This is a genomic window from Janthinobacterium sp. P210005, from assembly GCF_036231865.1.
Classification (GTDB): domain Bacteria; phylum Pseudomonadota; class Gammaproteobacteria; order Burkholderiales; family Burkholderiaceae_D; genus Janthinobacterium; species Janthinobacterium kumbetense.
In genome coordinates, this window is sequence record NZ_JAZARC010000009.1 from 99,084 (window position 1) to 125,618 (window position 26,535).

At 63.1% G+C, this 26,535-nt stretch carries 23 protein-coding genes and 1 pseudogene; 22 read left to right on the top strand and 2 right to left on the bottom strand.

Translation table 11 applies throughout. The features are described from left to right. Together VPH40_RS27155 and VPH40_RS27160 are read right to left on the bottom strand one after the other, a co-directional pair. Positions 1 to 357 (bottom strand): addiction module antidote protein, encoded by a 357-nt coding sequence (locus VPH40_RS27155; RefSeq protein ID WP_328574969.1) that lies wholly within the window; start codon positions 355 to 357, stop codon positions 1 to 3. Next, a complete protein-coding gene (locus tag VPH40_RS27160) occupies positions 354 to 752 on the bottom strand; it encodes a type II toxin-antitoxin system RelE/ParE family toxin (protein WP_328574970.1) in 399 nt (132 codons plus the stop codon). Before VPH40_RS27160 ends, VPH40_RS27155 begins: the two co-directional genes overlap by 4 nt. 157 nt (positions 753 to 909) lie before the next feature. On the opposite strand from VPH40_RS27160, the gene VPH40_RS27165 reads away from it, so the two are divergent. From VPH40_RS27165 to ahpF, 22 genes and pseudogenes are all read left to right on the top strand, one after another. After that, entirely contained in the window at positions 910 to 1,128 is a 219-nt protein-coding gene (locus VPH40_RS27165) for a SlyX family protein (RefSeq protein WP_046683207.1), read from the top strand. A gap of 169 nt (positions 1,129 to 1,297) precedes the next feature. Then, positions 1,298 to 3,442: a M3 family metallopeptidase gene (locus tag VPH40_RS27170; RefSeq protein WP_442906696.1), complete on the top strand. Its 2,145-nt coding sequence runs from the start codon at positions 1,298 to 1,300 to the stop codon at positions 3,440 to 3,442. A 223-nt stretch (positions 3,443 to 3,665) separates the two neighbouring features. Further along, positions 3,666 to 5,819, top strand: coding sequence for a M3 family metallopeptidase (locus VPH40_RS27175; protein WP_328574972.1), 2,154 nt, complete (start codon positions 3,666 to 3,668; stop codon positions 5,817 to 5,819). A gap of 109 nt (positions 5,820 to 5,928) precedes the next feature. After that, complete coding sequence (locus VPH40_RS27180; RefSeq protein ID WP_070219603.1) at positions 5,929 to 6,141, top strand: VF530 family DNA-binding protein; 213 nt, start codon at positions 5,929 to 5,931, stop codon at positions 6,139 to 6,141. Between the two features lie 11 nt (positions 6,142 to 6,152). Beyond that, positions 6,153 to 6,431 (top strand): DUF4404 family protein, encoded by a 279-nt coding sequence (locus VPH40_RS27185; protein WP_034753883.1) that lies wholly within the window; start codon positions 6,153 to 6,155, stop codon positions 6,429 to 6,431. A 237-nt stretch (positions 6,432 to 6,668) separates the two neighbouring features. Then, positions 6,669 to 8,930 (top strand): YgiQ family radical SAM protein, encoded by a 2,262-nt coding sequence (locus VPH40_RS27190; protein ID WP_289900575.1) that lies wholly within the window; start codon positions 6,669 to 6,671, stop codon positions 8,928 to 8,930. A 282-nt stretch (positions 8,931 to 9,212) separates the two neighbouring features. After that, positions 9,213 to 9,320 (top strand): annotated as a pseudogene (locus tag VPH40_RS27945) (zinc-ribbon domain-containing protein); the annotation flags it as partial. Positions 9,321 to 9,584: 264 nt separating this feature from the next. Then, a complete protein-coding gene (locus VPH40_RS27200) occupies positions 9,585 to 10,235 on the top strand; it encodes a hypothetical protein (protein WP_328574974.1) in 651 nt (216 codons plus the stop codon). 51 nt (positions 10,236 to 10,286) lie between these two features. Continuing rightward, positions 10,287 to 11,012 (top strand): hypothetical protein, encoded by a 726-nt coding sequence (locus tag VPH40_RS27205; RefSeq protein ID WP_289900538.1) that lies wholly within the window; start codon positions 10,287 to 10,289, stop codon positions 11,010 to 11,012. 65 nt (positions 11,013 to 11,077) lie between these two features. Next, a complete protein-coding gene (locus tag VPH40_RS27210) occupies positions 11,078 to 12,208 on the top strand; it encodes a zinc ribbon domain-containing protein (protein ID WP_328574975.1) in 1,131 nt (376 codons plus the stop codon). Between the two features lie 9 nt (positions 12,209 to 12,217). Continuing rightward, positions 12,218 to 13,306 carry a zinc ribbon domain-containing protein gene (locus VPH40_RS27215; protein WP_328574976.1) on the top strand — a complete coding sequence of 363 codons (1,089 nt, stop codon included), beginning with the start codon at positions 12,218 to 12,220 and terminating at the stop codon, positions 13,304 to 13,306. A 164-nt stretch (positions 13,307 to 13,470) separates the two neighbouring features. Beyond that, on the top strand, positions 13,471 to 14,352 hold the full coding sequence (locus VPH40_RS27220; RefSeq protein ID WP_289900535.1) for an EamA family transporter: 882 nt from the start codon (positions 13,471 to 13,473) through the stop codon (positions 14,350 to 14,352). Positions 14,353 to 14,560: 208 nt separating this feature from the next. After that, entirely contained in the window at positions 14,561 to 15,520 is a 960-nt protein-coding gene (locus VPH40_RS27225; RefSeq protein WP_369811642.1) for a sugar ABC transporter substrate-binding protein, read from the top strand. Between the two features lie 84 nt (positions 15,521 to 15,604). Then, positions 15,605 to 17,155 carry a sugar ABC transporter ATP-binding protein gene (locus VPH40_RS27230; protein ID WP_099666104.1) on the top strand — a complete coding sequence of 517 codons (1,551 nt, stop codon included), beginning with the start codon at positions 15,605 to 15,607 and terminating at the stop codon, positions 17,153 to 17,155. Positions 17,156 to 17,173: 18 nt separating this feature from the next. Then, positions 17,174 to 18,145, top strand: coding sequence for an ABC transporter permease (locus VPH40_RS27235; RefSeq protein WP_099666105.1), 972 nt, complete (start codon positions 17,174 to 17,176; stop codon positions 18,143 to 18,145). A 14-nt stretch (positions 18,146 to 18,159) separates the two neighbouring features. Continuing rightward, positions 18,160 to 19,218 carry a LacI family DNA-binding transcriptional regulator gene (locus tag VPH40_RS27240; RefSeq protein WP_328574977.1) on the top strand — a complete coding sequence of 353 codons (1,059 nt, stop codon included), beginning with the start codon at positions 18,160 to 18,162 and terminating at the stop codon, positions 19,216 to 19,218. Further along, complete coding sequence (gene rbsK, locus VPH40_RS27245) at positions 19,215 to 20,123, top strand: ribokinase (protein WP_289906992.1); 909 nt, start codon at positions 19,215 to 19,217, stop codon at positions 20,121 to 20,123. Before VPH40_RS27240 ends, rbsK begins: the two co-directional genes overlap by 4 nt. Before the next feature lie 13 nt (positions 20,124 to 20,136). Next, positions 20,137 to 20,529, top strand: coding sequence for a D-ribose pyranase (rbsD, locus tag VPH40_RS27250; RefSeq protein ID WP_230506466.1), 393 nt, complete (start codon positions 20,137 to 20,139; stop codon positions 20,527 to 20,529). A gap of 134 nt (positions 20,530 to 20,663) precedes the next feature. After that, positions 20,664 to 23,507, top strand: coding sequence for an EAL domain-containing protein (locus tag VPH40_RS27255; RefSeq protein WP_328574978.1), 2,844 nt, complete (start codon positions 20,664 to 20,666; stop codon positions 23,505 to 23,507). 170 nt (positions 23,508 to 23,677) lie between these two features. Next, a complete protein-coding gene (locus VPH40_RS27260; RefSeq protein WP_099666109.1) occupies positions 23,678 to 24,070 on the top strand; it encodes a DUF3597 domain-containing protein in 393 nt (130 codons plus the stop codon). Between the two features lie 195 nt (positions 24,071 to 24,265). Continuing rightward, complete coding sequence (ahpC, locus tag VPH40_RS27265; RefSeq protein ID WP_077398190.1) at positions 24,266 to 24,829, top strand: alkyl hydroperoxide reductase subunit C; 564 nt, start codon at positions 24,266 to 24,268, stop codon at positions 24,827 to 24,829. A gap of 106 nt (positions 24,830 to 24,935) precedes the next feature. Beyond that, positions 24,936 to 26,531 carry an alkyl hydroperoxide reductase subunit F gene (gene ahpF / locus VPH40_RS27270; RefSeq protein WP_099666110.1) on the top strand — a complete coding sequence of 532 codons (1,596 nt, stop codon included), beginning with the start codon at positions 24,936 to 24,938 and terminating at the stop codon, positions 26,529 to 26,531. Positions 26,532 to 26,535 lie beyond the last annotated feature (4 nt).

Below are 26,535 nucleotides of genomic sequence, written 5' to 3' on the forward strand. Positions count from 1 at the left end.
TCAGGCTTCCGCGGCGCCGTCCGGCGTGGCCTTCGGCACGATGGCCAGCTGCATGCCCAGCGCATCGAGCATCTTTAAAATGGTTTCGAAGCGCGGTTTGCTGCCTTCGCGCAAGGCTTTATACGCGCCTTCACGCGTGATGTCGGCACGGGCCGCCACCTTGCCCATGCCGTAGGCGCGCACCACGTCGTTCATGGCGGACTGGAACAGTTCGGCATTGCCGGTGGCGACGATTTCGCTCATGTAGGCGGCCACGGCGGCCTTGCTGGTCAGGTGTTGTGTCGGGTCAAATTTGCTCAGGCCCAGCGCGTCGAGGTCGTCGAGGTCGAAGCCGTCATCGTTGATATCCTGGTTCATTTCTTTCGTGCTCCTGTGGAGGGACTTGCCGCTGCTTTCTTGAGGGCCGCCTGCCGGGCTTTCAGCTCCCGCAGGATCGCTTGCGCCTGCCTGATGTCGCGCTGCTGGCTGGATTTATTGCCGCCCAACAGCAGCAAGATCAGGGTGCCCCGGTTCGTTTCATGAAAATACACGCGCCAGCCCGGTCCCGTCTGTAAAAAACGCAGTTCGCACACGCCTTCGCCCACTGGCCGCCAGTCGCCCTTTTTACCGTGCTGCAAATGCTTGATGCGCGCATCGATGGCGGCGGCCGCCACATCGTGCAGGGAATCTTCCCAGCGCCGGTATTCGGCCGTCTTGCGCGTGTCGATCAGCAGTGGCTCGGTTGGTGTTGGTGTTGGTGTTGGTTCAACCATTGTAATCGTTTGTTCTCATTCGTCAAGCGGCTTGAACCCATGCAGGAAGAATCAACAGAAATCGGTGCCTGACTGCGGCGAATGGACGGAGTTTGTCCTGGCGCACGCCGCTGCGGCGGTAGAATGCCGCTTTCAGTCAGAAATGAGCAGAAGCACCATGGATAATGCAGAACAGATGGAAATACGTTTCGTCGATATCGAAATCAAGCTGGCGCAGCAGGAAGACCTGGTCGAGTCGCTGAACCAGATGGTGTACCAGCAGGGCAAGCGCATCGACCAGCTGGAAGCCATGCTGCACAAGCTGGGCGAGCACGTGCGCGACGGGGCGCAACAGGCAAATGGCGGGCTGGTCAACGAACGCCCGCCGCATTACTAAATCGGCATCGTGATGCGGGACGCATGAAAACCGTTCATTACTGGCGGGCGCGCTACCATCGGTAGTTGCTGGTGACGCAAGTGTTTCAGGCTGTTATTATTTCAGGCTGGCCCGCGACACAATCGCGGCTCTCTTGCGTTCCTTGAAAGTAGACATGACCCGTCCAACAATGCTCGTCATCGCCGCCAGCCTGATGCTGGCGCCAGCCGCTTTTGCCGCGACCGCCACCACCGCGCCAACCACCGCCGCTACCGCAGCCGCGGCGCTGCCCGTTTCGAACCCGTTTGCGCAAGCCAGCAGCCTGCCATTCAACTACCCGCCGTTCGACAAGGTGCAGGACGCCGACTACGCGCCGGCCTTTACGGCAGGCATGGCCGCCAACCTGGCGGAAATCAATGCCATCGCGAACAACCCGAAAGCAGCCACCTTCGACAACACCATCGTGGCCATGGAACGCTCGGGCCAGCTGCTGAGCCGCGTGCGCACCGTGTTTTCCGTCATGTCCGGTTCGAACACGAATGACACGATCCAGGGCCTGGAACGCGAACTGGCGCCGAAAATGGCGGCCCACAGCGACGCGATCATGCTCAACGACAAATTGTTCAAGCGCATCGACACCCTGTACGCCAAGCGCGGCAAGCTGGGCCTGGATGCGGAATCGAAACGCTTGCTGGAACGCTATCACACGGACTTCGTGCGCGCGGGCGCCAAACTGTCGGCGGCGGACAAGGAAAAGCTGCGCGCCTACAACGGCCAGCTGGCTGCCCTGTCGACCAAGTTCGCACAGAACGTGCTGAAAGAATTGAACGCGTCGGCCGTCGTCATCGATACGCGCGAAGAGCTCGACGGCCTGTCGCCGGCCGCCATCGAAGTGGCCGCCGGCCTGGCCAAGAAGCGCGGCCTGGACGGTAAATACGTGATCGCCCTCGTCAACACGACGGGCCAGGCGCCGCTGTCGTTGCTGACCAATCGCGCCGTGCGCGAACGCATCATGGCCGCTTCGCAAGCGCGCGGCAGCCGTGGCGGCGAGTTCGACAACACCCAGGAAGTGCTGGAACTGGCAAAACTGCGCGCCGAACGTGCCGCGCTGATGGGCTACCCGAACTACGCGGCCTACTCGCTGGAAGACCAGACGGCGCACGACACCACGGCCGTGAACGCCTTGCTGGGCGAGCTGGCGAAGCCGGCCGTCGTCAATGCGCGCCGTGAAGCGGACGATATCCAGAAGGTTATCGATGCGGGCAAAGGCGGCTTCAAGGTAGGCGCCGCCGACTGGGCCTTCTACAGCGATAAGGTCCGCGCCGAACGCTACAACTTTGATGAAAATCAACTCAAACCGTACTTTGAAATGCACAGCGTGCTGACCAAGGGCGTGTTCTTTGCCGCAGGTAAATTGTACGGCTTGACCTTCAAGCAGCGCACCGACTTGCCTGTCTACACGTCCGACATGCTGGTGTACGACGTCTTCAATGAAGACGGCACGCAGCTGGCCATCTTTACCTTGGACCCCTACGCGCGCAGCAACAAGCGCGGCGGCGCCTGGGCGAATGCCTACGTGGGCCAGTCGACCTTGCTGAACCGCAAGCCGGTGATTGCGAATAACCTCAACATTCCGAAGCCGGAAGCGGGCCAGCCGACCCTGATGACGTTTGACGAAGTCAACACCATGTTCCACGAATTCGGCCATGCGCTGCACGGCATGTTCTCGAACGTGAAATACCCGCGCTTTGCCGGCACCAGCGTGCCGCGCGACTTCGTCGAATACCCGTCGCAAGTCAATGAAATGTGGGCGCTGTGGCCGGAAGTGCTGCAAAACTACGCCAAGCACTATCAGACGGGCGCGGCCATCCCGGCCGAGCTGCTGGCGAAAGTGACGGCGGCCGACAATTTCAACCAGGGCTATAAAACCACGGAATACCTGGCGTCGGCCCTGCTGGACCAGCGCTGGCACCAGCTGACCCCGGCACAGATCCCCACCGACGTGCTGGCGTTTGAAAAAACCGCCTTGAGCGACGCGGGCGTCGATTTCGCCCCGGCGCCGCCGCGCTACCGCACCACCTACTTCTCGCATGCGTTCGCGGGCGGCTATTCGGCCGGCTACTACGCGTATCTGTGGTCGGAAAAGCTCGACGCCGACACGGTCGAGTGGTTCAAGGAAAACGGCGGCTTGACGCGCAAGAACGGCGACTGGTTCCGCAATAAACTGCTGTCGCGCGGCGGCAGCGCCGATGCGCTCGACATCTACCGCAACTTCCGCGGCCGCGATGCGAAGATCGAGCCGCTGCTGGAACGCCGTGGCTTGAACGCCAAGTAATCCCCCGTCACCGGCCTGGCCGGTGCTGAATATCGATGGCCGCCCCGCAACGGGCGGCCATTTTTATTTGGCGATTCTGCTCGTAAACCGTGGTAAACCGCGCAGTTGGCGTGATGCACCACAGGATCGCCCATGTTGGATGACGCCTGTGTGACAGACTGCTATGATCTGCCACTGGCCCGCGACGCGATCGCGGTTCTTCCCGCGCTTCCTGAAAGATGTCATGATCCGTCCACAACTGCTCGTCATCGCCGCCAGCGTCATGCTGGCCCACGCCGCCCCATCCGCCATGGCTGCCGCCACTGCAAAAACCGCGCCTGCTGCTGCCGTCAGCGCCCAGAACCCCCTGCTCAAAGCGAGCCCGCTGCCATTCCAGATGCCGCAGTTCGGCCTGATCAAGGATGAACACTATGCGCCAGCGTTTGCCGAAGGCATGAAACGCCAGCTGGCCGAAGTCAACGCGATCGCCAGCAACCGCCAGGCGCCCACGTTCGAGAACACCATCGTGGCTCTCGAGCGCACGGGGCAGTTGCTGCACCGCGTGCAAAGCATCTTCAGCAACATGACGTCGACCAACACGAACAGCGTGCTGGAAGCGGTGGAAGTGGACGTGTCGCCGAAGCTGGCCGCGCATGGCGACGCCATCACCCTGAATCCGAAACTGTTCGCCCGCATCGACACCCTGTACGCCAAGCGCGACAAGCTGGGCCTGGATGCCGAATCCTTGCGCCTGCTGGAACGCTATCACACGGATTTCGTGCGCGCCGGCGCCAAGCTGTCCGATGCGGACAAGGAAAAACTGAAAGCCTATAACGCCGAACAGGCGGGCCTGGAAACGGCCTTCGCGCAAAACGTGCTGAAGGAAACGAATGCCAAGAGCATCGTCGTCGACACGCGTCTTGAGCTGGCCGGCATGACGGACAGCGATATCGATACGGCCGCCACGGCAGCCAAGGAGCGCGGCTTGACGGGCAAGTTCGTCATCGCCCTCGTGAACACCAGCGGCCAGCCGCCGCTGGCGGTATTGACGGATCGCAAGACGCGCCAGCGCCTGATGGATGCGTCGCTGAACCGCGGCAGCCAGGGCGGCGAGTTCGACAACCGCGCCATCGTGCTGAAGCTGGCCAAGCTGCGCGCCGAACGGGCCACCCTGCTCGGTTACGCCAACTACGCCGCGTACTCGCTGGAAGACCAGACGGCCAAGACGACCACGGCCGTCAACACCCTGCTGTCGGAACTGGCGAAACCGGCCGTTGCCAATGCGCGCCGCGAAGCGGCCGACCTGCAGCAAATCGTCGATGCCGAGAAGGGCGGTTTCCAGGTGGCAGCAGCCGACTGGGCCATCTACACGGACAAGCTGCGCAAGCAGCGTTTCAATTTCGATGAAAACGAGCTGAAACCGTACCTGGAATTGAATAGCGTGCTGAACAACGGCGTCTTCTTTGCCGCGAACAAGTTGTACGGCATCAGCTTCAAAGAACGCAAGGACTTGCCGGTGTACAACCCGGACGTGCGCGTCTACGACGTGCTGGACGCGAACGGCAAGCCGCTGGCCCTGTTCATCGCCGACTTCTATGCGCGCGGCAACAAGCATGGCGGTGCGTGGATGAATGAATACGTGTCGCAGTCGATGCTGATGGGCACGCATCCCGTCGTCGCCAACCAGCTGAACATTCCGAAGCCGCCCGCCGGCCAACCGACCCTGCTGACGTTCGATGAAGTGACGACCATGTTCCACGAATTCGGCCATGCGCTGCACGGTATGTTCTCGAACGTGAAATATCCGCGCTTTGCCGGTACCAGCGTGCCGAGCGACTTCGTCGAGTATCCATCGCAAGTCAATGAAATGTGGGCCGTGTGGCCGGAAGTGTTGCAAAACTATGCCAAGCACTACCAGAGCGGCGCGGCCATGCCGCAGGAGTTGCTCGACAAGGTGACGGCGGCGAAGAAATTCAACCAGGGTTTCATGACGACGGAATACCTGTCGGCGGCCCTGCTGGACCAGCGCTGGCACCAGCTGGCGCCGAGCCAGGTTCCGACCGACGTGCTGGCCTTTGAAGCGGCATCGCTGAAGGATGCGGGCGTCGATTACGCGCCCGTGCCGCCGCGCTACCGCACCAGCTACTTCTCGCACAGTTTCTCCGGCGGCTACTCGGCGGCGTATTACGCCTACCTGTGGTCGGAAAAGCTGGACGCGGAATCGGTCAACTGGTTCAAGGAAAACGGCGGCCTGACGCGCAAGAATGGCGACTGGTTCCGCAGCAAATTGCTGTCGCGCGGTGGCAGTGTCGATGCGCTGCAGCTGTTCCGCGACTTCCGCGGCCGTGATGCCACCGTGGAACCATTGCTGGAACGCCGTGGCTTGAACGCCAAGTAAGACGTCCCCATCAGAAGCTTGCGTTGCGTTGACCTGGCGCACGCAAGCTTTCCGTGCCGGCGGCGTAGAATTGAGTAAGATGTAAACAAGAAGGCAGTCGAAAGAGTATATGAGTCAGCAAGATTTGAATGGCATTACCCTGGAAGGTATCGTGACGCGCCTGCACGCCCACTACGGTTGGGACGGCCTGGCCAAGCACATCGATATCAATTGCTTCATCAGCGATCCCAGCATCAAGTCGAGCCTGAAGTTTTTGCGCAAGACCCCGTGGGCCAGGAGCAAGGTGGAACAGCTGTTCCTGGACACGCAATTTACTGACTGACAGGAAAAAACATGGATAGCAAACTCAAGGAATCGCTGCAACAACTGCATTCGACGCTGGAAACCAGCGGCCCCGTCGATGAAGAACTGCATGGTTTGCTGCAAAAACTCGATGTCGACATCAAGTTGCTGATGGAAAAGCGTGCCGCGCAGGAGCAGGAAGAAGAGTCGACCACCTATGGGCTGGCCGAGCGCAGCCAGGAATTGTCGGCCAAGTTTGCCGTCAAGCATCCGAAACTGGAGCCGGCGCTGCGAGAACTTGGTGAGATTCTAGCCAATATGGGTATTTAATTTAACCCTAAAGCAACATCTGGGGTCAGACCCGCCGGGTCTGACCCCAAGGGCCTCTTTCTCCCAAGTAATTGAAAATTAAACGTTTTTTGTACTGAAATCCAACAGTAAAAAGCAGGCCGTCAGGTTGGAAATGGCCAATTCCGGTACAATCCGTACCCTATGAGCTCCCCTACCAATTTATTTGCGACCGTTCCCAAGCGGTCTGCCCGCGCTGCCGTGGCGCCTTTCCTGCCGATGTCGCGTGCCGAGATGGACACGCTGGGCTGGGATCAGTGCGACGTCATCCTCGTCACGGGCGACGCCTACATCGACCATCCGAGTTTCGGCATGGCCCTGGTCGGCCGCCTGCTCGAAGCGCAGGGTTACCGCGTCGGCATCATCAGCCAGCCGGACTGGCTGTCGGCCGACGCGTTCCGCATCCTCGGCAAGCCGCGCCTGTACTACGGCATTACCGCCGGCAACATGGATTCCATGGTCAACCAGTACACGGCCGACCGCAAGATCCGCTCCGACGACGCCTACACGGCGAACGCGGAACCGAACAAGCGCCCGGACCGCGCCGTCACCGTGTACGCCCAGCGCGCGCGCGAAGCGTATCCCGACGTGCCCATCGTCATCGGCAGCATCGAAGCGTCGCTGCGCCGCATCGCCCATTACGATTACTGGTCGGACAAGGTCCGCCGTTCCGTCTTGCCCGATTCCAAGGCTGATTTGTTGATCTTCGGCAATGCCGAGCGGGCGCTGGTCGACCTGACGCACCGCCTGGCTGCCGGCGAATCGATCAAGGATATCCGCGACTTGCGCGGCACGGCCTTCATGGTGCCGTCCGGCTGGCTGCCTGGCGACGACTGGGGCGTGCACAATTCCACCCGTGTCGACGTGCCCGGCAAGATCGATCCGCACTACAGCCCGTACGAGATGGTGCAGGAAGACAAGACCGCCTGCGCCACGGAAAATGCGTCGAAGTCGGCCGAAGTCATCAAGCCGATCCGCATCATGAGCCGCGAAGAACGCCTGGCCATGGCCAAGGAAAAGCACGACAAGACGGTGGTGCGCCTGCCCGCCTACGACGTCGTCAAGGATGACCCCGTCATGTATGCGCACGCTTCGCGCGTGTTCCACCTGGAATCGAATCCCGGCAATGCGCGCGCCATGGTGCAGGCGCACGGCGAACGCGACGTGTGGCTCAACCCGCCGCCGCTGCCGTTGGCCATGGACGAGATGGATGGCGTGTATGACATGAATTATGCGCGCGCCCCGCACCCGAGCTATGGCAAGGCGCATATTCCCGCCTGGGAAATGATCCGCTTCTCCGTCAACATCATGCGCGGCTGCTTCGGCGGCTGCACCTTCTGCTCGATCACGGAGCACGAAGGCCGCATTATCCAGAGCCGTTCGGAGCCGTCGATCCTGCGCGAGATTGAACATATCCGCGATAAAACCAAAGGCTTTACGGGCACCATTTCCGATATGGGTGGCCCGACGGCGAATATGTACCGCCTCGCCTGCAAGGAAAAAGAGATCGAAGTCTCGTGCCGCCGGCTGTCCTGCGTGTACCCGTCCATCTGCGTCAACCTGGGCACGGACCACAGCAAGCTCATTTCCCTGTACCGCAAGGCGCGCGCCATTCCCGGCATCAAGAAAGTCTTGATCAGCTCGGGCTTGCGCTACGACCTGGCCGTGCGTTCCCCCGAGTACGTGAAGGAACTGGTGACGCACCACGTCGGTGGCCTGTTGAAAATCGCGCCCGAGCATACGGAAGAGGGGACTTTGTCGAAGATGATGAAGCCCGGCATCGGCGCGTATGACGAGTTCAAGGAAATGTTCGACCGTTTCTCCCTGGAAGCAGGCAAGAAGCAGTATTTGATTCCCTACTTCATCGCCGCCCATCCGGGCACGACGGACGTGGACATGCTGAACCTGGCCCTGTGGCTGAAGAAAAACAATTTCAAGCTGGACCAGGTGCAAACCTTCATGCCCACGCCGATGGCCATGGCGACGACCATGTATCACACGCGCAAGAATCCTTTGCGCAAGGTTACGGCGGACTCGGAAGTGGTGGAAACGGCGCGCAGCGGCAAGATCCGCCGCACGCACAAAGCGTTCCTGCGCTACCAGGACCCGGCCAACTGGCCGATCCTGCGCGAAGCGCTGGTCAACATGGGCCGTGGCGACTTGATCGGCAATGGCGACAAGCATTTGATTCCTGCCTGGACCTCGTCCGAGTCGGGCGGCCTGGCCGCCGGCGAACGCAGCCGCCAGACGCATGGCGCCGGCACACCGGACAAGTTCAAGGTTACGCCGGGCAAGAACCGTATCGCCCTGGGCGGCACGGCCGCGGCGCCGAAGGCGACCGCCGTCGAATCGAAGGTGCGTCCATCGATCTTGTCGACCATCAAGACGAAGGCCAAGCCTGCCGCCGTGCCGATGGGCCGTGGCAGCAAGCCGCCAGCCAAGGGCGGCCATGCCGCGCCGGCACGGGGCGGACGCAAGTAAACCGTCCTCGGCATCCCGGGCATCGCCTGAAAACCCGGCAACGCACACAGCGTTGCCGGGTTTTTTGTTATCTGCGCACCAGGATGGGGCGCAAAAATGTGGGGGCAGCAGAATTTTTACCAATATTTAAAAATTGAATAGAGCAAAAGGCAATTTTCCCTTGTGGCAACTTGGTGTTTGAAAATATACTCGTTGAATATTTAGCCGTACGGCAACAATGCTGCCATTCTGGCAAGCGCCAGCGTACGCGCCTTCCAGCGTTTAGATGAAAAGAGATGCCAATTGAAATGCCTTTCCTGCCAGGCCGAAAATAAGCCGGGCGCAAAATTCTGCTCTTCCTGCGGCACGACGTTTGCCGTTGCTCCTGCCGCCGCCGCCCCCGCGCCGGGCAAATCCTGTGGCCAGTGCGGCCATGATTGCAAGCCGGATGCCAAGTTCTGCCCCAAGTGCGCATTCAGCTTTGCCGTGGCGCCCGTTGCCGCAGCGGCGCCGCCGCCGCTGCCGGAAGCGGTCATCGAGCCGGTCATCGCACCCGTTATCGAGCCGGTCATCGAGGCTGCGATCGCCCCCGTGATCGAGCCGCTAATCGAGCCCGTCACTGAGCCCGTCATTGCATCCATACCCGTGCCTGAGCCGGAACCTGAGCCTGCCCCAGTGCCAGCGCCAGTGCTGGAAAAGCGCCGTGCCGATCCTGGCCCCGCAGCGGAACCTGTTTCCGCGCCCGCAGCGGCATCCGACAGCCCGGCCGGTGGCAGCCGCATCAAGCTGATCGTCGCAGCCGTCGCGGCGGTAGTGGTAGTGGGTGCGGCAGGCGGATACTATTACCTGTCAGCCAAGCCTGCCGAACCCGCGCCAGTCCCCACGCCGACGCTTCCCGCCGACGACACGACGGCTGCTGCCGAGCAGCCGCTGGCCATCAGCGACCCTGCGCTCGATGGCGCCACGACGGCCGACCATGCCGCGACACCTGCTGCCGAGCCTGAGCCTGAGCCAGCGGCAGCCCCCGCACCGGTTCCTGCTCCGGCGCCAGCGCCGGCACCGGCACCTGTCGCGGAAAAACCCGCCAAGCCCGTCAAGGTGACGCCGCCGGCCGCGCCTGTCAGCAAGCCTTCCGGTCTCGAAAGCGTGATCACGGACAGCCTGTCGGAAGCGAGCCACTGCATGAGCCAGCGCAAATACGACTGTGCCATTGCCAACGCGAATGCCGTGTTGCGCATGGACACTGGCAACCGCTACGCGCTCGACATCAAGCGCAAGGCGAAAGAAGCGCAGGACAAGGCGCTGTCGCAAATCCAGATCGAGTAAGCCGCGCTGCTTGCCTTCCATTCCTATTGATTGATCTTTCCGGAGAATAACGTGAAAAACCTGAAACAAATGGCCAAGCCCCTGGTGGCGATGCTGGTCGTGTCCTCGATGCTGGCCGGTTGCGCCGCGCCGGGCGGCCCTGGCGCCACCGGCAATACCACCACCGCCGGCACGGAAGCGGCCAGCGGCGAATGCAATACGGCCATGCTGGCCGGCATCGGCGCCGTCGTGGGCGGCTTGCTGGGCGGCGGCAACAATACCGTGCGCGGCGCGGCCCTGGGCGCCAGCCTGGGCGCGCTCGCTTGCGTGGCCTTGAATTATCAAAGCCAGCAAGTCAAGACGGCGCAGCAGGTGCAGACCGACTACAAGGTGGCCAACAAGGGCAAGCTGCCCGAGCAGTCGACCCTGGTGAAATACGAGACGGGCTTTACGCCGTCCTCCGTGCGTCCGGGCCAGAAGGCGCAGACCAATTCGTATATCGAAGTGGCGGCCGGCACGCGCGATCCGAACCCGCTGGTGGAAGAGGAATTGAGCCTGTACAAGCCAAATGGCGACTTGATCAAAACCGTGCGCAAGGTGGTCAGCAGCAATAACGGCAGCGGCGCCTACAAGGGCGGCTTCTCGATTCCCATGCCCGAAGGTGTGCCGCAGGGCATTTACCCGGTGCGCACGGCCCTGTACCTGAATAGCAAGCGCGTCGGTGGCCAGGACGTCAAGCTGCAGATCGTTCAGCGCCAGGCGCCGGCATCCGAGCTGCAACTGGCGCAGGCCTACTAACACCGTGCTACCACGGGGCGGCCAGGCAGGCCGTCCCCTTCCGATTTCCCCCTTTCAGGCTAGACATGACCATTTCCACAGAAGCAGCTAAACCTCTTCCCTTTTCTTCCGCCGTGGGCTCGCTGATCGAAGCGACCGACGCCATCAGGAACTTCCGCGCGATTGCCTTGCTGGCCCTGACCTTCATCGGCGCCGTGCTCGTCGGTGGCGTGCTGACGATGCTTGCCGGCGGCATGAGCAGTGCGCTGCTGGCCTTCCTGGGCGGCTTGATGGCTTTCCTCGTGATGTTTTACGGTTCCAATGCCGTGGGCATCCTGCTGATGCGCGATGCGCAAGGCCAGCCTGGCATGAGTCTGGTGGATGCCGTGCTCGTTTCGCTGTACACGAGCCACCGCCTGATCGCGGTCGTCTTCCTTGAATTTCTGATCGTGCTGGCGGCCATGATCGCCATCGCCATCATCTTGTTCGTCTGCAAGATCCCCGTGCTCGGCCCCGTGCTGTACGCGGTCGTCTTCCCGCTGTCGGCCATCGTGCTGGGCGTGCTGGTGTTTGCGCTGTTTTACGTGATGCTGCCGCTGGCCGGCCCTGCCGCCTGGTCGGGCGCCAGCGTGTTCCAGATCATTGCCCGCCTGAACCAGATCGTGCGCACCAAGCTGGTGTCCGTGATCTTGCTGGAAGTGCTGCTGTTCCTGATCACCGCGTTTGTGGCCCTGCTGATCTTTGGCGTGCTCGGTACCGGCGTGTCGCTCACCACGGGCATGTCGGCTGGCATCCTCAGCCTGGGCGAGATGAATATGTATGCGCTGGCTGCGGGCCTGGGTCGTGGCGGCTCCGGTTCTGGCTACATCGTCGCAGCCGGCCTGGGCGGCGGCTTGCTGATGGCGGCCGCGGCCGTAGTGCCTGGCCTGATCTTTACCAAGGGCGTGTGCATCATTTACCTGGACGCCACGCGCAATGTCGATTTCAGCGCCTCGGAAGCGAGCCTGAACGACGGCCTGGCCACGGTCAAGAAAAAAGCCGAGGAAGCGCGCGAGCGCGCGCGTGCCCTGGCCGAGCAGGCGAGCGCCCCCGCCGCGCCAGCCGCTGCCGCTGCACCGGCCGCCGCGCCGGTTGACAGCCTGCAGTGCCCAAGCTGCAAGGCACCGGTCGCATCCGATGATGTGTTTTGCGGCGAATGCGCGCATAAACTCAAGTAAAGGCACGCCATGGCTCACTTCTGCACCCAATGCGGCACCGCCCATGTTCCCGGCGCGCGTTTTTGCGATGAATGCGGCAAGGCCGTGAACGCCGCGCCGTCGCCCGCACCTGCGCCGGCACCCGTCGCGCCCGTCAAGCCAGCCGGTGTGCAGCGGCGCCACCTCCTCCTTGCCGGCGGCGTGCTGGCGGTGGTCGTCGTGGCCGGTGGCGCGCTGGCGTGGTTGCTGGCGCCAGAGGCAGCTTCGTCCAGCAGTTTCAGCCGTGCCATCGATGCCCACCTGGCGGCCGACGAGGCGGCGCGCGACAAGTTGCTGTGCCTTGCCAACTTGCCGTATCAGAAGGAAGAGATCCGCGTGGCGTCGTACGACAGTTCCACTCGGCAATGGCTGGATATCCTCGTGCGTAGCGGGCTGTACAACACTCCCGTCGAACAAAGCAGCGGCGGCTGGGTTGCGCAATCGCAATTCGTCTACGCGCTGGCCGCGCCGGGCAAGGCGGCCTTGCGCGGCGACAAGCTGTGCGTGGCCAAGGGCGTGAAAGTGGCCAAGGTCAGCGGCTACGATCAGGTGCGCGACCTGGGCGAACAGCAAGTGGCGATGGCCAAGGCCACCCTGGCGTTGACCGATGAGGCGGCGTGGTTCGCCAAGTCGCCGGACCGCGCATTGATCCTGCAACGCTTGCCGGACGGCGACCTGGAAGTGCGGCTGCCGCTGGCGCTGGTCGACAAGCAGTGGCAAGTCATCGACCAAGCGCAGATGAGCCAGGCGGCCATGACCGGTGTGATGGGCAAAGCGCGGGCAGGGCAGGGCGCGGGCATGCTGGACAAGCTGAAAAGCGTGTTCAGCTTTGGCGGCCACCCGGCGGTGGGGAAATGGCAGGCGGCGATGGGCAATGTCCTGGAATTTACACGCGACAGCGTGATCAATAACGGGACTTCGACCAAGGCCACCTTCACCACCAACGGCAATACCGTGACGATCGCACCGGAAGGCGCGGGCGAAACGGCCATGGACATTATCGTCAGCGACGACGGCAACACGGCGCAGATCAGCATGGGCGGCATGCGGGTGACGACCCTGCGCCGCATGCGCGATTAGGCAGCTGTCCAGCCGGCGCAGCTTGCCGCCTTGCAGCATTCCAGAAGCCCGGCCATGCCGGGTTTTTTTACGCCGCCTGCCAGGCAAGGGAGGCAGGTATTTATCTTGACATCAAGATAGTTCGCGCCCACACTGGTCTTTTATCTTAATGTCGAGATAGTTTCATGACCTCTTCCTTTGCCCGCCCCGCCTGGGGCGATATTCTGCTCACGGCGCTGGCGCCCCTGATCTGGGGTTCCACGTATATCGTCACGTCCGAACTGCTTCCGCCGCACCGTCCCTTCACGGCGGCCCTGATCCGCGTGTTGCCGGCCGGCTTGCTGTTGCTGCTGCTGATGCGGCGCCTGCCCGCACGGCGCGACTGGGGCCGCGTGCTGATCCTGTCCGCGCTGAATATCGGCGTGTTCCAGGCGCTGCTGTTCGTGGCCGCCTACCGCTTGCCGGGCGGCTTGGCGGCCGTGGTGGGGGCCATCCAGCCGCTGCTGGTGATGGGGCTCGCCTGGGGCGTGGAAGGACGCCGCCCGGCCCGCCTGGCCCTGGGCGCCAGCGTGCTGGGCGTGGCCGGCATGGGCGTCTTGCTGTTGTCGCCGCGCACGGTGTGGGAACCCATCGGCATCGCCGCCGCGCTGGGCGGCACGGCCTGCATGGCGGCCGGCACCTATCTGACGCGGCGCTGGAAGCCGGACTTGCCCGTGCTGGCGCTGACGGGCTGGCAATTGCTGCTCGGCGGCCTGATGCTGGCGCCCGTCGCCTGGCTGGCCGACGCGCCCTTGCCGGCACTGTCCTGGCAGCAAGTCCTGGCCTACGCCTACCTGTGCCTGGCCGGCGCCCTGCTGGCGTATGCCTTGTGGTTCCGCGGCATCGCCCGCCTGTCGCCCGTGGCCGTGTCCTCGCTGGGCTTGCTCAGCCCCCTGATGGCCGTCGTGCTGGGCTGGGCCTTGCTGGGCCAGGCCATGACGGGCTGGTCGATGCTGGGCTTGCTGCTGGTGCTGGCCAGCGTGCTGGCGGTGCAGTGGGCCAGCGCCCGTCCCGCAACAAAGTCCTGACTTCCGCGTATTTCCCTCCGGCAGGCTGATGGCATCAGCCTGCCTGTTTCCCTCTGGGCGCTCCCTTTTTGCTGCACCGCACATACAGTTTTGCTTGCACTGATATGGGGCATTGAGGCACTATTCGCTTCGCGCAAACGTTTGCGCGCAACGAATTTCCTAAAAAGCATGCAGTACACGTGCTTGACCAACAACTCTGGAGACGCTCATGACATCCCGTATTCGCCTGAAAATGATTGCCGCCGCTGTCCTGGTATGTGCCTTGCCCGCCGTGCCGGCGATGGCGCAGACACCTGCCAAACCAAAGGTGGCGCTGGTGATGAAGTCGCTCGCCAACGAATTTTTCCTGACCATGGAAAATGGCGCCAAGGCGCATCAGAAGGCGAATGCCGCCAAGTACGACCTGCTGTCGAACGGCATCAAGGATGAAACGGATACGTCGAGCCAGATCAAGCTGGTCGAGCAAATGATCGTCTCGCGCGTCAATGCGCTGGTGATCGCGCCGGCCGACTCGAAAGCGCTGGTGCCGGTGCTGAAAAAAGCCATCGACGCGGGCATCATCGTCGTCAATATCGACAACAAGCTCGACGCGGGCGCCCTGAAAGAGAAGGGCATCACCGTGCCGTTCGTCGGCCCGGACAACCGCAAGGGCGCCAAGGTCGTCGGCGACTACTTGGCGCAGCAAATCAAGAAGGGCGACCCCGTCGGCATCATCGAAGGCGTGTCCACCACCTACAACGCGCAGCAGCGCACCCTGGGTTTCCAGGACGCCATGACGGCAGCCGGTGCGAAAGTCGTCAGCGTGCAGTCGGGCCAGTGGGAAATCGCCCCCGCCAACACGGTGGCGGCCGCCATGCTGAACGCCAATCCGAATATCAAGGCTTTGCTGTGCGGTAACGACAACATGGCCATCGGCGCCATTTCCGCCATCAAGGCGGCCGGCAAGACGGGCAAAGTGCTCGTCGTCGGCTACGACAACATCAACGCCATCAAGCCGATGCTGGCCGATGGCCGCGTGCTGGCTACCGCCGACCAGTTCGGTTCGCAACAAGCCGTGTTCGGCATCGAGACCGTGCTGAAAGCCCTGGCGCAGAAGAAGAAACAGGCCGAGCTTGGTGGCGTCATCGAAACCAAGGTCGAACTGGTCGCCAAGGGCGCCAAGTCCTGATCGTTTGATCCCGCCGGGGCCGGCGCCCGCTTGCTCACCGAGCAGGCGCCGCCGGCCCCGCCGCCACTACCGCGGAGTTTTATCATGCCCACCGACATTCCCCCGGCGCCAGCCGCCATCCCCTTGTTAACGCTCGATAACATCGGCAAGTCCTATGTCGGCCCCGTCCTCGGTGGCGTGGGCCTGCGCTTCGCCCCTGGCCAGGTGCTGGCGCTGACGGGCGAAAACGGCGCGGGCAAGAGCACCTTGTCGAAGATCATCTGCGGCCTGGAGCAAGCCACCACGGGCACGATGCTGCTCGACGGCAAGCCTTACCAGCCCGCCTCGCGCGGCGCGGCCGAGGCGCTGGGCATCCGCATGGTGATGCAGGAACTCAACCTGATTCCCACCCTGTCGATCGCGGAAAACCTGTACCTGAAGAATTTGCCGCAGCGTTTCGGCTTCATCGACCGTACGCGTCTTGAGCGCGACGCGCGCGAACAGATGGAAAAAGTGGGATTGGGCGGCCTCGACCCGTGGACTTTGGTCGGCGAACTGGGGATCGGCCACCAGCAGATGATCGAGATCGCGCGCAATTTAATTGGCGCTTGCCGCCTGCTGGTGCTCGATGAACCGACGGCCATGCTGACGCACCGCGAAGTGGAATTGCTGTTCCTGCAGATCGAACGCCTGAAAGCCGAAGGCGTGTGCATCATCTATATTTCCCACCGCCTGGAAGAACTCAAGCGCGTGGCCGACCGCATCGCCGTGCTGCGCGACGGCCAGCTCGTGTGCGACGACGATATCGCGGGCCACTCCGCAGCCGACCTGGTCAGCCTGATGGTGGGCCGCTCGGCCGACGACGCCGTCGACCTGAGCGGCCGCACCATCGGCGCACCGCTGCTGCGCGTGCGGGGCCTGGCGCGCGGCAAGGTCGTCAACCCCACCTCGTTCGACTTGCGCGCCGGCGAAATCCTCGGCATCGCCGGCTTGATCGGCTCGGGCCGCACGGAATTGCTGCGCCTGATTTTCGGTGCCGACCGCGCCGACGCCGGTGACGTGTTCCTCGGCGACAGCGCAACGCCCGCCGCCTTGCACTCGCCGCAGGCCGCCGTGCAAGCGGGCATCGCCATGATCACGGAAGACCGCAAGGGCCAAGGCTTGCTGTTGCGCCAGTCCATCGCCGTCAACACGACTTTGGCCTCGCTCGACACCGTCAGCGGCGCTGGCTGGCTCAACGACGCGGCCGAAGCGACGGTGGCCGACGACTATATCCAGCGCCTGGGCATCCGCTCGCGCAACAGCGCGCAAACGGTGGCCGAATTGTCTGGCGGCAACCAGCAAAAGGTGGTGATCGCCCGCTGGCTGTACCGCGACTGCCCCGTCATGCTGTTCGACGAGCCCACGCGCGGCATCGATATCGGCGCCAAGTTTGATATTTATCAGGTGCTGGCCGAACAGGCGCGCCAGGGCAAGGGCCTCGTCATCGTCTCGAGCGACTTGCGCGAACTGATGCTGATCTGCGACCGCATCGCCGTCATGAGCGCCGGCAGCATCGTCGACACCTTCGAGCGCGGCGCCTGGAGCCAGGACGCGCTGCTGTCGGCCGCCTTCTCCGGCTATTTGACCCCCACTTCCACTCCAGCTGCGGCCTGATCCGCCGGAAAGATTCCCATGACCACCAACTCCTCTCCTTCGTATCTGCAGCGCAGCCTGGCCGACCTGAAAAACTATGCGGGCCTGATCGGCGCCCTGGTCGCCATGTGCGTGCTGTTCTCGTTTGCCAGCGAAAACTTCTTCACGCTCGCCACCCTGAGCACCCTGTCGAACAATATTCCCACCCTGGTGGTGATGGCCGTCGGCATGACGTTCGTGCTGATCATCGGCGGCATCGACCTGTCCGTCGGTTCCGTCATGGCGCTGGCCGCGTCCGTGCTGTCGCTGGCCGTCGTGCACTGGGGTTGGCCCGTGTGGAGCGCGGCCCTGCTGGGCATGTTCGTCGCCGCCCTGTGCGGCGCCACCACGGGCCTCATTTCCGTCGGCTGGCGCATTCCCTCGTTCATCGTCTCGCTGGGCGTGCTGGAAATGGCGCGCGGCATGGCGTATCAAGTGACGAACTCGCGCACGGAATACATCGGCAGCGCCGTTGACGGCATCAGCTCGCCAATCGCGTTCGGCCTGTCGCCCGCCTTCATCGCCTCGATCGCCATCGTCGTCATCGGCCACCTGGTGCTCACGCGCACGGTGCTGGGCCGCCACTGGATCGGCATCGGCACGAACGAGGAAGCCGTGCGTTTGTCCGGCATCAATACAAAACCGTCGAAGGTGCTGGTGTTCGCCCTGATGGGCTTTCTGGCCGGCGTGGGCGCGCTGTTCCAGGTGTCGCGCCTGGAAGCGGCCGACCCGAACGGCGGCGTGGGCATGGAATTGCAAGTGATCGCCGCCGTGGTGATCGGCGGCACGAGCCTGATGGGCGGGCGCGGTTCCGTCATCAGCACCTTTATCGGCGTGTTGATCATTTCCGTGCTGGAAGCGGGCCTGGCGCAAGTGGGCGTGTCGGAACCCGTGAAACGCATCGTCACGGGCCTGGTGATCGTCGCCGCCGTGGTGCTCGACACCTACCGCCGCCGCGGCGAACGCGCCTAAGCGCCACATCGCCCATGGCAACCATCAAGCAAGTGGCGCAGGCGGCGGGGGTGTCGTTTACCACCGTGTCGCACGTCCTCAACAATACCCGCCCCGTCAGCGACGAGGCGCGCCGCGCCGTGCTGGCGGCGGCGGAGCAATTGCATTACGTGCCCAGCGCGCTGGCGCGTTCCCTGCGCAGCCGCAGCACGGGCACCATCGGCCTGATCATTCCGAATAATACGAACCCGTATTTTTCGGAAGTGGCGCGCGGCATCGAGGACAGCTGCTACGCGGCCGGCTACAGCGTCATTTTGTGCAATTCCGATGACGACCCCGTCAAGCAGCGCGATTACCTGAACGTGCTGCTGACCAAGCGCTGCGACGGCCTGATTTTGTCCGCGCTGGCCGACAGCGACGGCGAATTGCTGCGCAAGATGAAGGTGCCGGCCGTGTTGCTCGACCGCGCGCCCAGCGACCTGTCCATTGATGCTGTGGCCGTCGACAACCGCGCCGGCGGCGTGCTGGCCGCGCGCCATTTGCTGGGCCTGGGACGCCGGCGCCTCGCCTGCATCGCCGGTCCCCGCGAAGTGAGCATTTCCAACGACCGCATAGCCGGCGTGCGCAGCGCCATGGCGGACGCCGGCGTGGCCCTGGCCGACGCCCTGTGCCGCCACAGCGATTTTACGAGCGCGGGCGGCTATGCGGCCGCGCTGGACTTGCTGGCGCTGCCGCCAGACCAGCGCCCCGATGCCTTGTTCTGCTGCAATGACCTGATGGCCTTTGGCGCCTTGCGCGCCGCCGCCGAGCGGGGCATTGCCGTGCCGGGCGAACTGGCCGTCGTCGGCTTCGACGATATCGACCTGGCCAGCTTCGTGCATCCGGCCCTGACCAGCGTGGCGCAAAATACGCGCGAACTGGGCCGCATCACGGCCGCCTGCCTGCTGGCGCGCATCGCCGACCCCGCCTTGCCGCGCCAGCAGCGCAGCATCGCCCCGGAGCTGCACGTGCGCGGCTCCAGCGCGGCCGTCACGCTACCTTCTTCCGCACCTACTTCTTCACCTGCAACTGAACTGATGGGAATGACATCATGATCGTGGTTATCGGCAGCATCAATATGGACCTGGTCTTGCGCGTGCCGCGCATGCCCCTCCCCGGCGAAACCCTGACGGGCGGCGCCTTTCGCACCATTCCTGGCGGCAAGGGCGCCAACCAGGCCGTGGCCTGCGCGCGCCTGAGCGGCAAAGTGGCGGGCGCCCAGCAAGTGGCCATGGTCGGCTGCGTGGGCGACGACGCGTTCGGCGCGACGTTGCGCGCGGCGCTCGTCGGCGACGGCATCATCGACAGCCACATCACCACCTTGCCGGGCGTGGCGTCCGGCATCGCCTCGATTCTCGTCGATGACAATGGCCAGAACAGCATCGTCATCGCCGGCGGCGCCAACGATCTGTTGAGCCCTGCACACATTGATGCGGCGCAAGGTTTGATCGAACAGGCCGATATCGTCGTGCTGCAGCTGGAAACGCCGATGGCCACCGTCGTGCATGCGATCAAGCTGGCCCGTTCGCTGGGCAAGACCGTGGTGCTGAACCCGGCCCCGGCGGCCAGCTTGCCGGATGGCGTGCTGGAACTGGTCGACTACCTGATTCCGAATGAAATCGAAGCGGCCATGCTGGCCGGCGTCAGCCCGGATGGCGCGGATGCCAAGGCGCTGGCCGCCGCGCTGCAAAAGCTGGGTAGCGACAACGTCATCATTACCCTCGGTTCCAAGGGCGTGCACGCGGCCCTGTACGGCGGCGATTACACCTTCCCCGCCGAAGTGGTGCAAGCCGTCGACACGACGGCCGCCGGCGACACCTTCATCGGCGGTTTTGTGGCGGGCCTGGCGTCCGGCATGGACGAGGCGGAAGCGATCCAGCAAGGCCAGCGCGCGGCCGCCTGGAGCGTCACCAAGCCGGGCGCGCAAACCTCGATTCCCCACTTGCACGAGCTGTTCTAACGACACGACGCCCATGAAAAAATCACCGCTGCTTAATATCGCACTGTCGCAACTGATCGCGTCGCTCGGCCATGGCGACATGCTCGTCATCGGCGACGCGGGCTTGCCGTCGCAGCCGGGCGTGCCCCTGATCGACCTGGCCCTGACGCGCGGCATCCCCGGCTTCATCGATACCGTCAACACGGTATTGACTGAAATGCAGGTGGAATACCATTTGCTCGCCAGCGAGTTGCCGCAGCACAATCCGGCCATGGCGGCGCAGGTGGCAGCCCTGGCTTTGCCCGATGCGCGCCAGGTGACGCATGAGGAGTTCAAGCAATTGAGCAAGGGCGCGCGCGCCATCGTGCGCACGGGCGAGTGCAGTCCGTACGCCAACATCATTTTGGTGGCCGGCGTCGTGTTCTAGCGCAAACAATGGCGACATTGTTTGCCAAAAACATCAACGCTATTGTCCTCACTGAAATAGTTATCCATTGGCAAAAGGGGCGGCTACAATAGCCTTACCCCTGCCAGCTCGGCAGCTTCCTGTGGTGTTCCGCCATGCCGATGAAAGCCCGCGACGCTTTCCGCCTTGTCTTGCCGCTCGCCGGCAGGCTGGCGCGCGCCTGGCGCGGCTTTGTCTTCCTGCTGCTGTGCCTGCCCACACCAGCCCGGGCGCTGGAACCCGTTACCCTGCAACTCAATTTCACGCACCAGTTCCAGTTTGCCGGTTATTACGCGGCCATCGAGCAAGGCTATTACCGCGAGGCGGGGCTGGAAGTCAGGCTGGTCGAAGGCGGCGGCGGGCCGCTGGCCGAGGCGGCCGTGCTGGCGGGCCAGGCCGAGTATGGCGTGGGCAACAGCACCTTGTTGCTCAGCCGCCTGGCCGGCAAGCCCCTGGTGGTGCTGGCCGTCGTGTTCCAGCATTCGCCCAGCGTGCTGCTGATGCGCCAGCAGGGCGGCGCGCCCGACGTGCGCAAGCTGGTGGGGGCGCCCGTGATGATCGGTGCGGCCGGCGACGTGGCCCTTGCCGCCGATGAAGTGTCGCTGTTCCTGGCGAAAATGGGCGTCGCGCCGCAGCAGATGCGCCACTTGCCGCCCAGCTACCGCATCGAGGATTTGATCGATGGCAAGGTCGACGCCGTCGCCGCGTATTCCACCAACGAACCGGACTACCTGGACCGGGCGGGCTTTCCCTATTACCAGTTCACGCCGCGCACGGCCGGCATCGATTTCTACGGCGACAACCTGTTTACCAGCGAGCATGAATTGCGCCGCCATCCCGAGCGCGTGAAAGCGTTCCGCGCGGCCAGCCTGCGCGGCTGGCAATACGCGATGGCGCACCGCGAGGAAATGGCGCAACTGATCCACGTCAAGTACAGCCAGCGCCACGACCGCGCGCACCTGCTGTACGAGGCGCAGCAGATGGAATTGCTGCTGCAGCCCGTGCTGGTGGAGCTCGGCTACATGAATCCCCAGCGCTGGAAGCACATCGCCGACACGTATGCCAGCATGGGCGTGCTGCCGCGCAATGCCACGGACAGCCGCGCCTACAAGGGTTTCCTGTATCGCCCCGTGCCGGGCGCCGACCTGGGCTGGTTATACCTGTCGCTGGGCCTGGCGGGCAGCTTGCTGGCCGTGTCGGCGGCCTTTCACTTCAACAACCTGGCCCGCGAGCGCCGTCGCACGGAGGAAACCATCCGCCAGGGGGAATTGCGCTTTCGCACCATGTTCGAGGAAGCGCCCATGGGCATCGCCCTGATCGATACCGTGAGCGGACAGTTTCTCGACATCAATCCACGCTACCTGGCCATCAGCGGGCGCAGCCTGGAACACATGAAGCAAACGAGCTGGATGGAAATCAGCCATCCCGACGATGTGCCCGGCGAGCAGGAGCAGGTGGCGCAATTGCTGGCGCGTAGCCTGCAGGGCTTTCGCCACGCCAAGCGGATCGTCCGGCCCGATGGCGGCGTGGTGTGGGTCGACGCTTCGGTGACGGCCATCGCCACGGCGCGCCATGGCGGCCCGCACCACCTGTGCATGCTGGAAGACGTGACGGACAAGCGGCAAACGGAAGCGCTGATCTGGCAGCAAGCCAACTTCGATACCCTGACGCAATTGCCGAACCGGCGCATGTTCCACGAACGCCTGCGCCAGGCGCTGGCCCAGGGGCGGCGCGATACGAGCCGCGTGGCTATCCTGTTCATCGACCTCGACCATTTCAAGGAAGTCAACGACACCCTCGGCCACCACCAGGGCGATATCCTGCTGATCGAGGCGGCGCGGCGCATCCGCGTGGGCGTGCGCGAGACGGACACGGTGGCGCGCCTGGGCGGCGATGAATTCACGGTGATCCTGTCCGACCTCGATGATCTGCAGCAAGTCGACCGCATCGCGCGGCAGATACTCGACGGCTTGCTGGCGCCATTCCTGCTGGGGCAGGAGCAGGCGTTCGTTTCGGCCTCGATCGGCATCACCCTGTATCCGGATGACGCGGGCACCATCGAGGAATTGCTCAAGCATGCGGACCAGGCCATGTATGTGTCGAAAGGGGCGGGGCGCAACCGCTACAGCTACTTTACGCCCGCCATGCAGGTGGCGGCCGTCAACCGCATGCGCCTGGGAGCGGACTTGCGCACGGCCCTGCGCGAACAGCAGATGCAGCTATATTACCAGCCCATCGTCGCGTTGCATGGCGGACGCATCGAGAAGGCGGAAGCCTTGCTGCGCTGGCACCATCCGCAGCGGGGCCTCGTGTGCCCGCCGGATTTCCTCGCGCTGGCCGAAAGCAGCGGCCTGATCGTGGAGATCGGCGATTGGGTGCTGTGCACGGCGGCGGCGCAACTGCTGCATTGGCGTGCGCAGGGCCATGCCATCGGCTTGCCGGGGCTGCAACTGTGCCTGAACCAGTCGTCGCTGGAATTGCAGCGCGAAGTCGAGGCGCCCGGCACCTGGCTGCGCCAGCTGGCGGCGCTCGGTGTGCCGGCCTCGGCCATCGTGCTCGACATGCGTGAAGATGTGCTTTTACCTGGCGGCACCAGCATGGCGCCACGCTTGCAGCACTTGCGCGAAGCGGGCTTGCAGATCGCCCTGGACGACTTCGGCAGCGGCCATGCTTCGCTGACGCAATTGCAGCAATGCGGCATCGATTACCTGAAGCTCGACGGCGTGCTGGTGCGCAAGCTGGCGCCAGGCGCCAGCGAGCTGGTGCTGTGCGAAGCCATCGTCACCATGGCCCATAAGCTGGGCTTGCGGGTGATTGCCGAAGGGGTGGAGACCGATGAGCAGCGCGCGCGGCTGCTGGAGATCGGCTGCGATTTTGCGCAAGGCGAGCTGTTTGCGCCGCCGCTGGCCATCGAAGCGTTCGATGCGCTGCTGCGCGCGCAGCGGCCCTTGCACCCTTGAAACAGGCATCGCCTGCCACCAGATGGCATGCACGCCTGCGGGACAGGGCTCCCGGCTTGAACGGGCTTATACTCGACGGGCTGGCGCCTGCGCCCGGCTTTGCTGTCACCGGTACCTACACCGGGAGCGCAGGCAGTATTTCTTCCATTCACTCAACTCGAGGTGACCTCATGGGCATTTTCAGCAATATCTACAACAAGATCTTCCACCATTCGTCCGACGCTGCCCCGGCAGCCACGCCAGCCGCCGCTACCGACGCGCCAGCGGCCGCCGCACCGGCCGCTGCACCAGCGGCTGCCGTGCCGGTGGTGGACGTGGAAGTGGTGCTGGTCGACCTGGCCAGCAAGAACGCGGAAAAACTCAATTGGCGCACGTCCATCGTTGACCTGATGAAACTGCTTCAACTGGACAGCAGCCTGGCTTCGCGCAAGGAACTGGCACAAGAGCTTCATTTCACGGGCGACACCAACGATTCGGCCAGCATGAATATCTGGCTGCACCGCCAGGTGATGATCAAGCTGGCGGAAAACGGCGGCAAGGTACCGGAAGAGCTGAAAAACTAAGAACTGAACACCTGGCGGCGGCAGGGGTATCCACTGTCACCGCTATCCAATCCCGTGGGAACTGCCTATCATGGAGTTCCCATGGCGTCATGATAGCTAAAACTAATTGAAACTATTGTGACAATCAATTTTGCATATGGGTTAAAACCCCTTACACTAGAGTCTTACTGATTCACCACACGAGAGGAAATGACTATGTCGCTGATCAATACCCAAGTTAAACCATTCAAGGCAACCGCTTACCACAATGGCAAATTCGTCGACCTGACGGAAGCGTCGCTGAAAGGCAAGTGGTCGGTATTCGTCTTCTACCCAGCCGACTTCACCTTCGTTTGCCCAACCGAACTGGAAGATCTGGCCGATCACCACGCTGAATTCCAGAAACTGGGCGTCGATGTCTACGGTATCTCGACCGATACCCACTTCGCGCACAAAGCCTGGCACGACACCTCGGACGCGATCAAGAAAGTGCAATACGCACTGATCGGCGACCCGACCGGCGCCCTGTCGCGCAACTTCGAAGTCATGATCGAAGAAGAAGGCCTGGCACTGCGCGGTACCTTCGTCATCAATCCTGACGGCTTCATCAAAGTGCTGGAAGTGCATGACAACGGCATCGGCCGTGACGCAGCGGAACTGTTGCGCAAAGTCAAAGCCGCTCAGTACGTGGCGAACCACCCAGGCGAAGTGTGCCCAGCCAAATGGACGGAAGGCGCAGCGACCCTGACCCCATCGCTGGACCTGGTTGGCAAGATCTAAGTCTTGAAACCTTGCAACATCTAGCAGCAAACAAGTAGTTACCGCGATGCCGGACCGGGTGTCCGGCCCGGCATTCGCCTAAATATTTGTAGAAAAGGAAAACATCATGTTAGACGCCACCCTCAAAACCCAACTGAAATCCTACCTGGAAAAAGTGGTGTATCCGCTTGAGTTGGTCGCTTCTCTCGATGACAGCGCAAAAGCCCGCGAGATGAAAGAATTGCTCCAGGAAATAGTCCTGTTGAGCGACAAGATCACGCTGGTCGAGCGCACTGACGCTGGCGTACGGACCCCGTCGTTCAGCATCAACCGCCCAGGCACCGATATCGGCGTGCGGTTCGCCGGTGTGCCGCTGGGCCATGAATTTACCTCGCTGGTGCTGGCGCTGCTGCAAGTGGGCGGTCACACCATCAAGTTCGACGATGCCGTGATCGAGCAGATCCGCAACCTCGACGGCGATTACGAGTTTGAAACGTTTATTTCGCTCTCCTGCCATAACTGCCCGGAAGTGGTGCAGGCATTGAATGCCATGGCCGTGATCAACCCGCGCATCAAGGTCACCACCATCGATGGCGGCGTGTTCCCGCAAGAAGTGGAAGCGCGCCAGATCATGGCCGTGCCGATGATGTTCCTGAACGGTGAACACTTCGGCCAGGGCCGCACGAATGTGGAGGAAATCCTCGCCAAGCTCGACACCAACGCCGGCGCCCGCCAGGCCGAAGCGCTGAACAAGAAAGATGTCTTTGACGTGCTGATCGTCGGCGGCGGCCCTGCCGGCGCGGCAGCGGCCATCTACGCGGCCCGCAAAGGCATCAAGACGGGCGTGCTGGCCGAGCGTTTCGGCGGTCAGGTGCTCGACACCCTTGCCATCGAGAATTTTATTTCCGTCAAGGAAACGGATGGTCCGAAGTTCGCCATGGCGCTGGAACAGCACGTCAAGGAATACGAAGTCGACATCATGAACACCCAGCGCGCCGCGAAATTGACGCCGGGCAAATTGGTGCAGATCGAAACGGCGAATGGCGCGATCCTGAAAGCCAAGACCGTCATCCTGGCCACCGGCGCCCGCTGGCGCGAAATCAACGTGCCGGGCGAGAAGGAATACCGCAACCACGGTGTCGCCTACTGCCCGCACTGCGATGGCCCGCTGTTCAAGGGCAAGCGCGTGGCCGTGATCGGCGGCGGCAACTCGGGCGTGGAAGCGGCGATCGACCTGGCCGGCCTCGTGAAACACGTGACCCTGATCGAGTTCGGCGCGGAATTGCGCGCCGATGCGGTGCTGCAACGTAAGCTGCACAGCTTGCCTAACGTGACCGTGATCACCTCGGCGCAAACCACCGAGATCCACGGTGACGGCAAGATCGTCAATGGCCTGAGCTACACGGACCGGGTCAGCGGCGAATCGAAGAAGGTCGAGCTGGAAGGCGTCTTCGTGCAAATCGGCCTGGTGCCGAACACGGAATGGCTGAAGGGCACGGTAGCGTTGTCGCGCCACGGCGAAATCGAAGTCGATGCCCGCGGCCAGACCTCGATCCCCGGCGTGTTTGCGGCAGGCGACGTCACCACGGTGCCGTACAAGCAGATCATCATCGCCACCGGCGAAGGCGCCAAGGCAGCCCTGTCCGCCTTTGACCACCTGATCCGCTCGGACGATGAGGAAGTGGTCGAAGAGTCTGCCGCCAAGGAAGCACTGACGGCGTAACTAT

Bases quoted from the DNA above. Each gene is read 5' to 3' on its own strand.
- VPH40_RS27155 (WP_328574969.1), bottom strand. From the start codon at position 357: ATGAACCAGGATATCAACGATGACGGCTTCGACCTCGACGACCTCGAC.
- VPH40_RS27160 (WP_328574970.1), bottom strand. From the start codon at position 752: ATGGTTGAACCAACACCAACACCAACACCAACCGAGCCACTGCTGATC.
- VPH40_RS27165 (WP_046683207.1), top strand. From the start codon at position 910: ATGGATAATGCAGAACAGATGGAAATACGTTTCGTCGATATCGAAATC.
- VPH40_RS27170 (WP_442906696.1), top strand. From the start codon at position 1,298: ATGCTCGTCATCGCCGCCAGCCTGATGCTGGCGCCAGCCGCTTTTGCC.
- VPH40_RS27175 (WP_328574972.1), top strand. From the start codon at position 3,666: ATGATCCGTCCACAACTGCTCGTCATCGCCGCCAGCGTCATGCTGGCC.
- VPH40_RS27180 (WP_070219603.1), top strand. From the start codon at position 5,929: ATGAGTCAGCAAGATTTGAATGGCATTACCCTGGAAGGTATCGTGACG.
- VPH40_RS27185 (WP_034753883.1), top strand. From the start codon at position 6,153: ATGGATAGCAAACTCAAGGAATCGCTGCAACAACTGCATTCGACGCTG.
- VPH40_RS27190 (WP_289900575.1), top strand. From the start codon at position 6,669: ATGTCGCGTGCCGAGATGGACACGCTGGGCTGGGATCAGTGCGACGTC.
- VPH40_RS27210 (WP_328574975.1), top strand. From the start codon at position 11,078: ATGACCATTTCCACAGAAGCAGCTAAACCTCTTCCCTTTTCTTCCGCC.
- VPH40_RS27215 (WP_328574976.1), top strand. From the start codon at position 12,218: ATGGCTCACTTCTGCACCCAATGCGGCACCGCCCATGTTCCCGGCGCG.
- VPH40_RS27220 (WP_289900535.1), top strand. From the start codon at position 13,471: ATGACCTCTTCCTTTGCCCGCCCCGCCTGGGGCGATATTCTGCTCACG.
- VPH40_RS27225 (WP_369811642.1), top strand. From the start codon at position 14,561: ATGACATCCCGTATTCGCCTGAAAATGATTGCCGCCGCTGTCCTGGTA.
- VPH40_RS27230 (WP_099666104.1), top strand. From the start codon at position 15,605: ATGCCCACCGACATTCCCCCGGCGCCAGCCGCCATCCCCTTGTTAACG.
- VPH40_RS27235 (WP_099666105.1), top strand. From the start codon at position 17,174: ATGACCACCAACTCCTCTCCTTCGTATCTGCAGCGCAGCCTGGCCGAC.
- VPH40_RS27240 (WP_328574977.1), top strand. From the start codon at position 18,160: ATGGCAACCATCAAGCAAGTGGCGCAGGCGGCGGGGGTGTCGTTTACC.
- rbsK (WP_289906992.1), top strand. From the start codon at position 19,215: ATGATCGTGGTTATCGGCAGCATCAATATGGACCTGGTCTTGCGCGTG.
- rbsD (WP_230506466.1), top strand. From the start codon at position 20,137: ATGAAAAAATCACCGCTGCTTAATATCGCACTGTCGCAACTGATCGCG.
- VPH40_RS27255 (WP_328574978.1), top strand. From the start codon at position 20,664: ATGCCGATGAAAGCCCGCGACGCTTTCCGCCTTGTCTTGCCGCTCGCC.
- VPH40_RS27260 (WP_099666109.1), top strand. From the start codon at position 23,678: ATGGGCATTTTCAGCAATATCTACAACAAGATCTTCCACCATTCGTCC.
- ahpC (WP_077398190.1), top strand. From the start codon at position 24,266: ATGTCGCTGATCAATACCCAAGTTAAACCATTCAAGGCAACCGCTTAC.
- ahpF (WP_099666110.1), top strand. From the start codon at position 24,936: ATGTTAGACGCCACCCTCAAAACCCAACTGAAATCCTACCTGGAAAAA.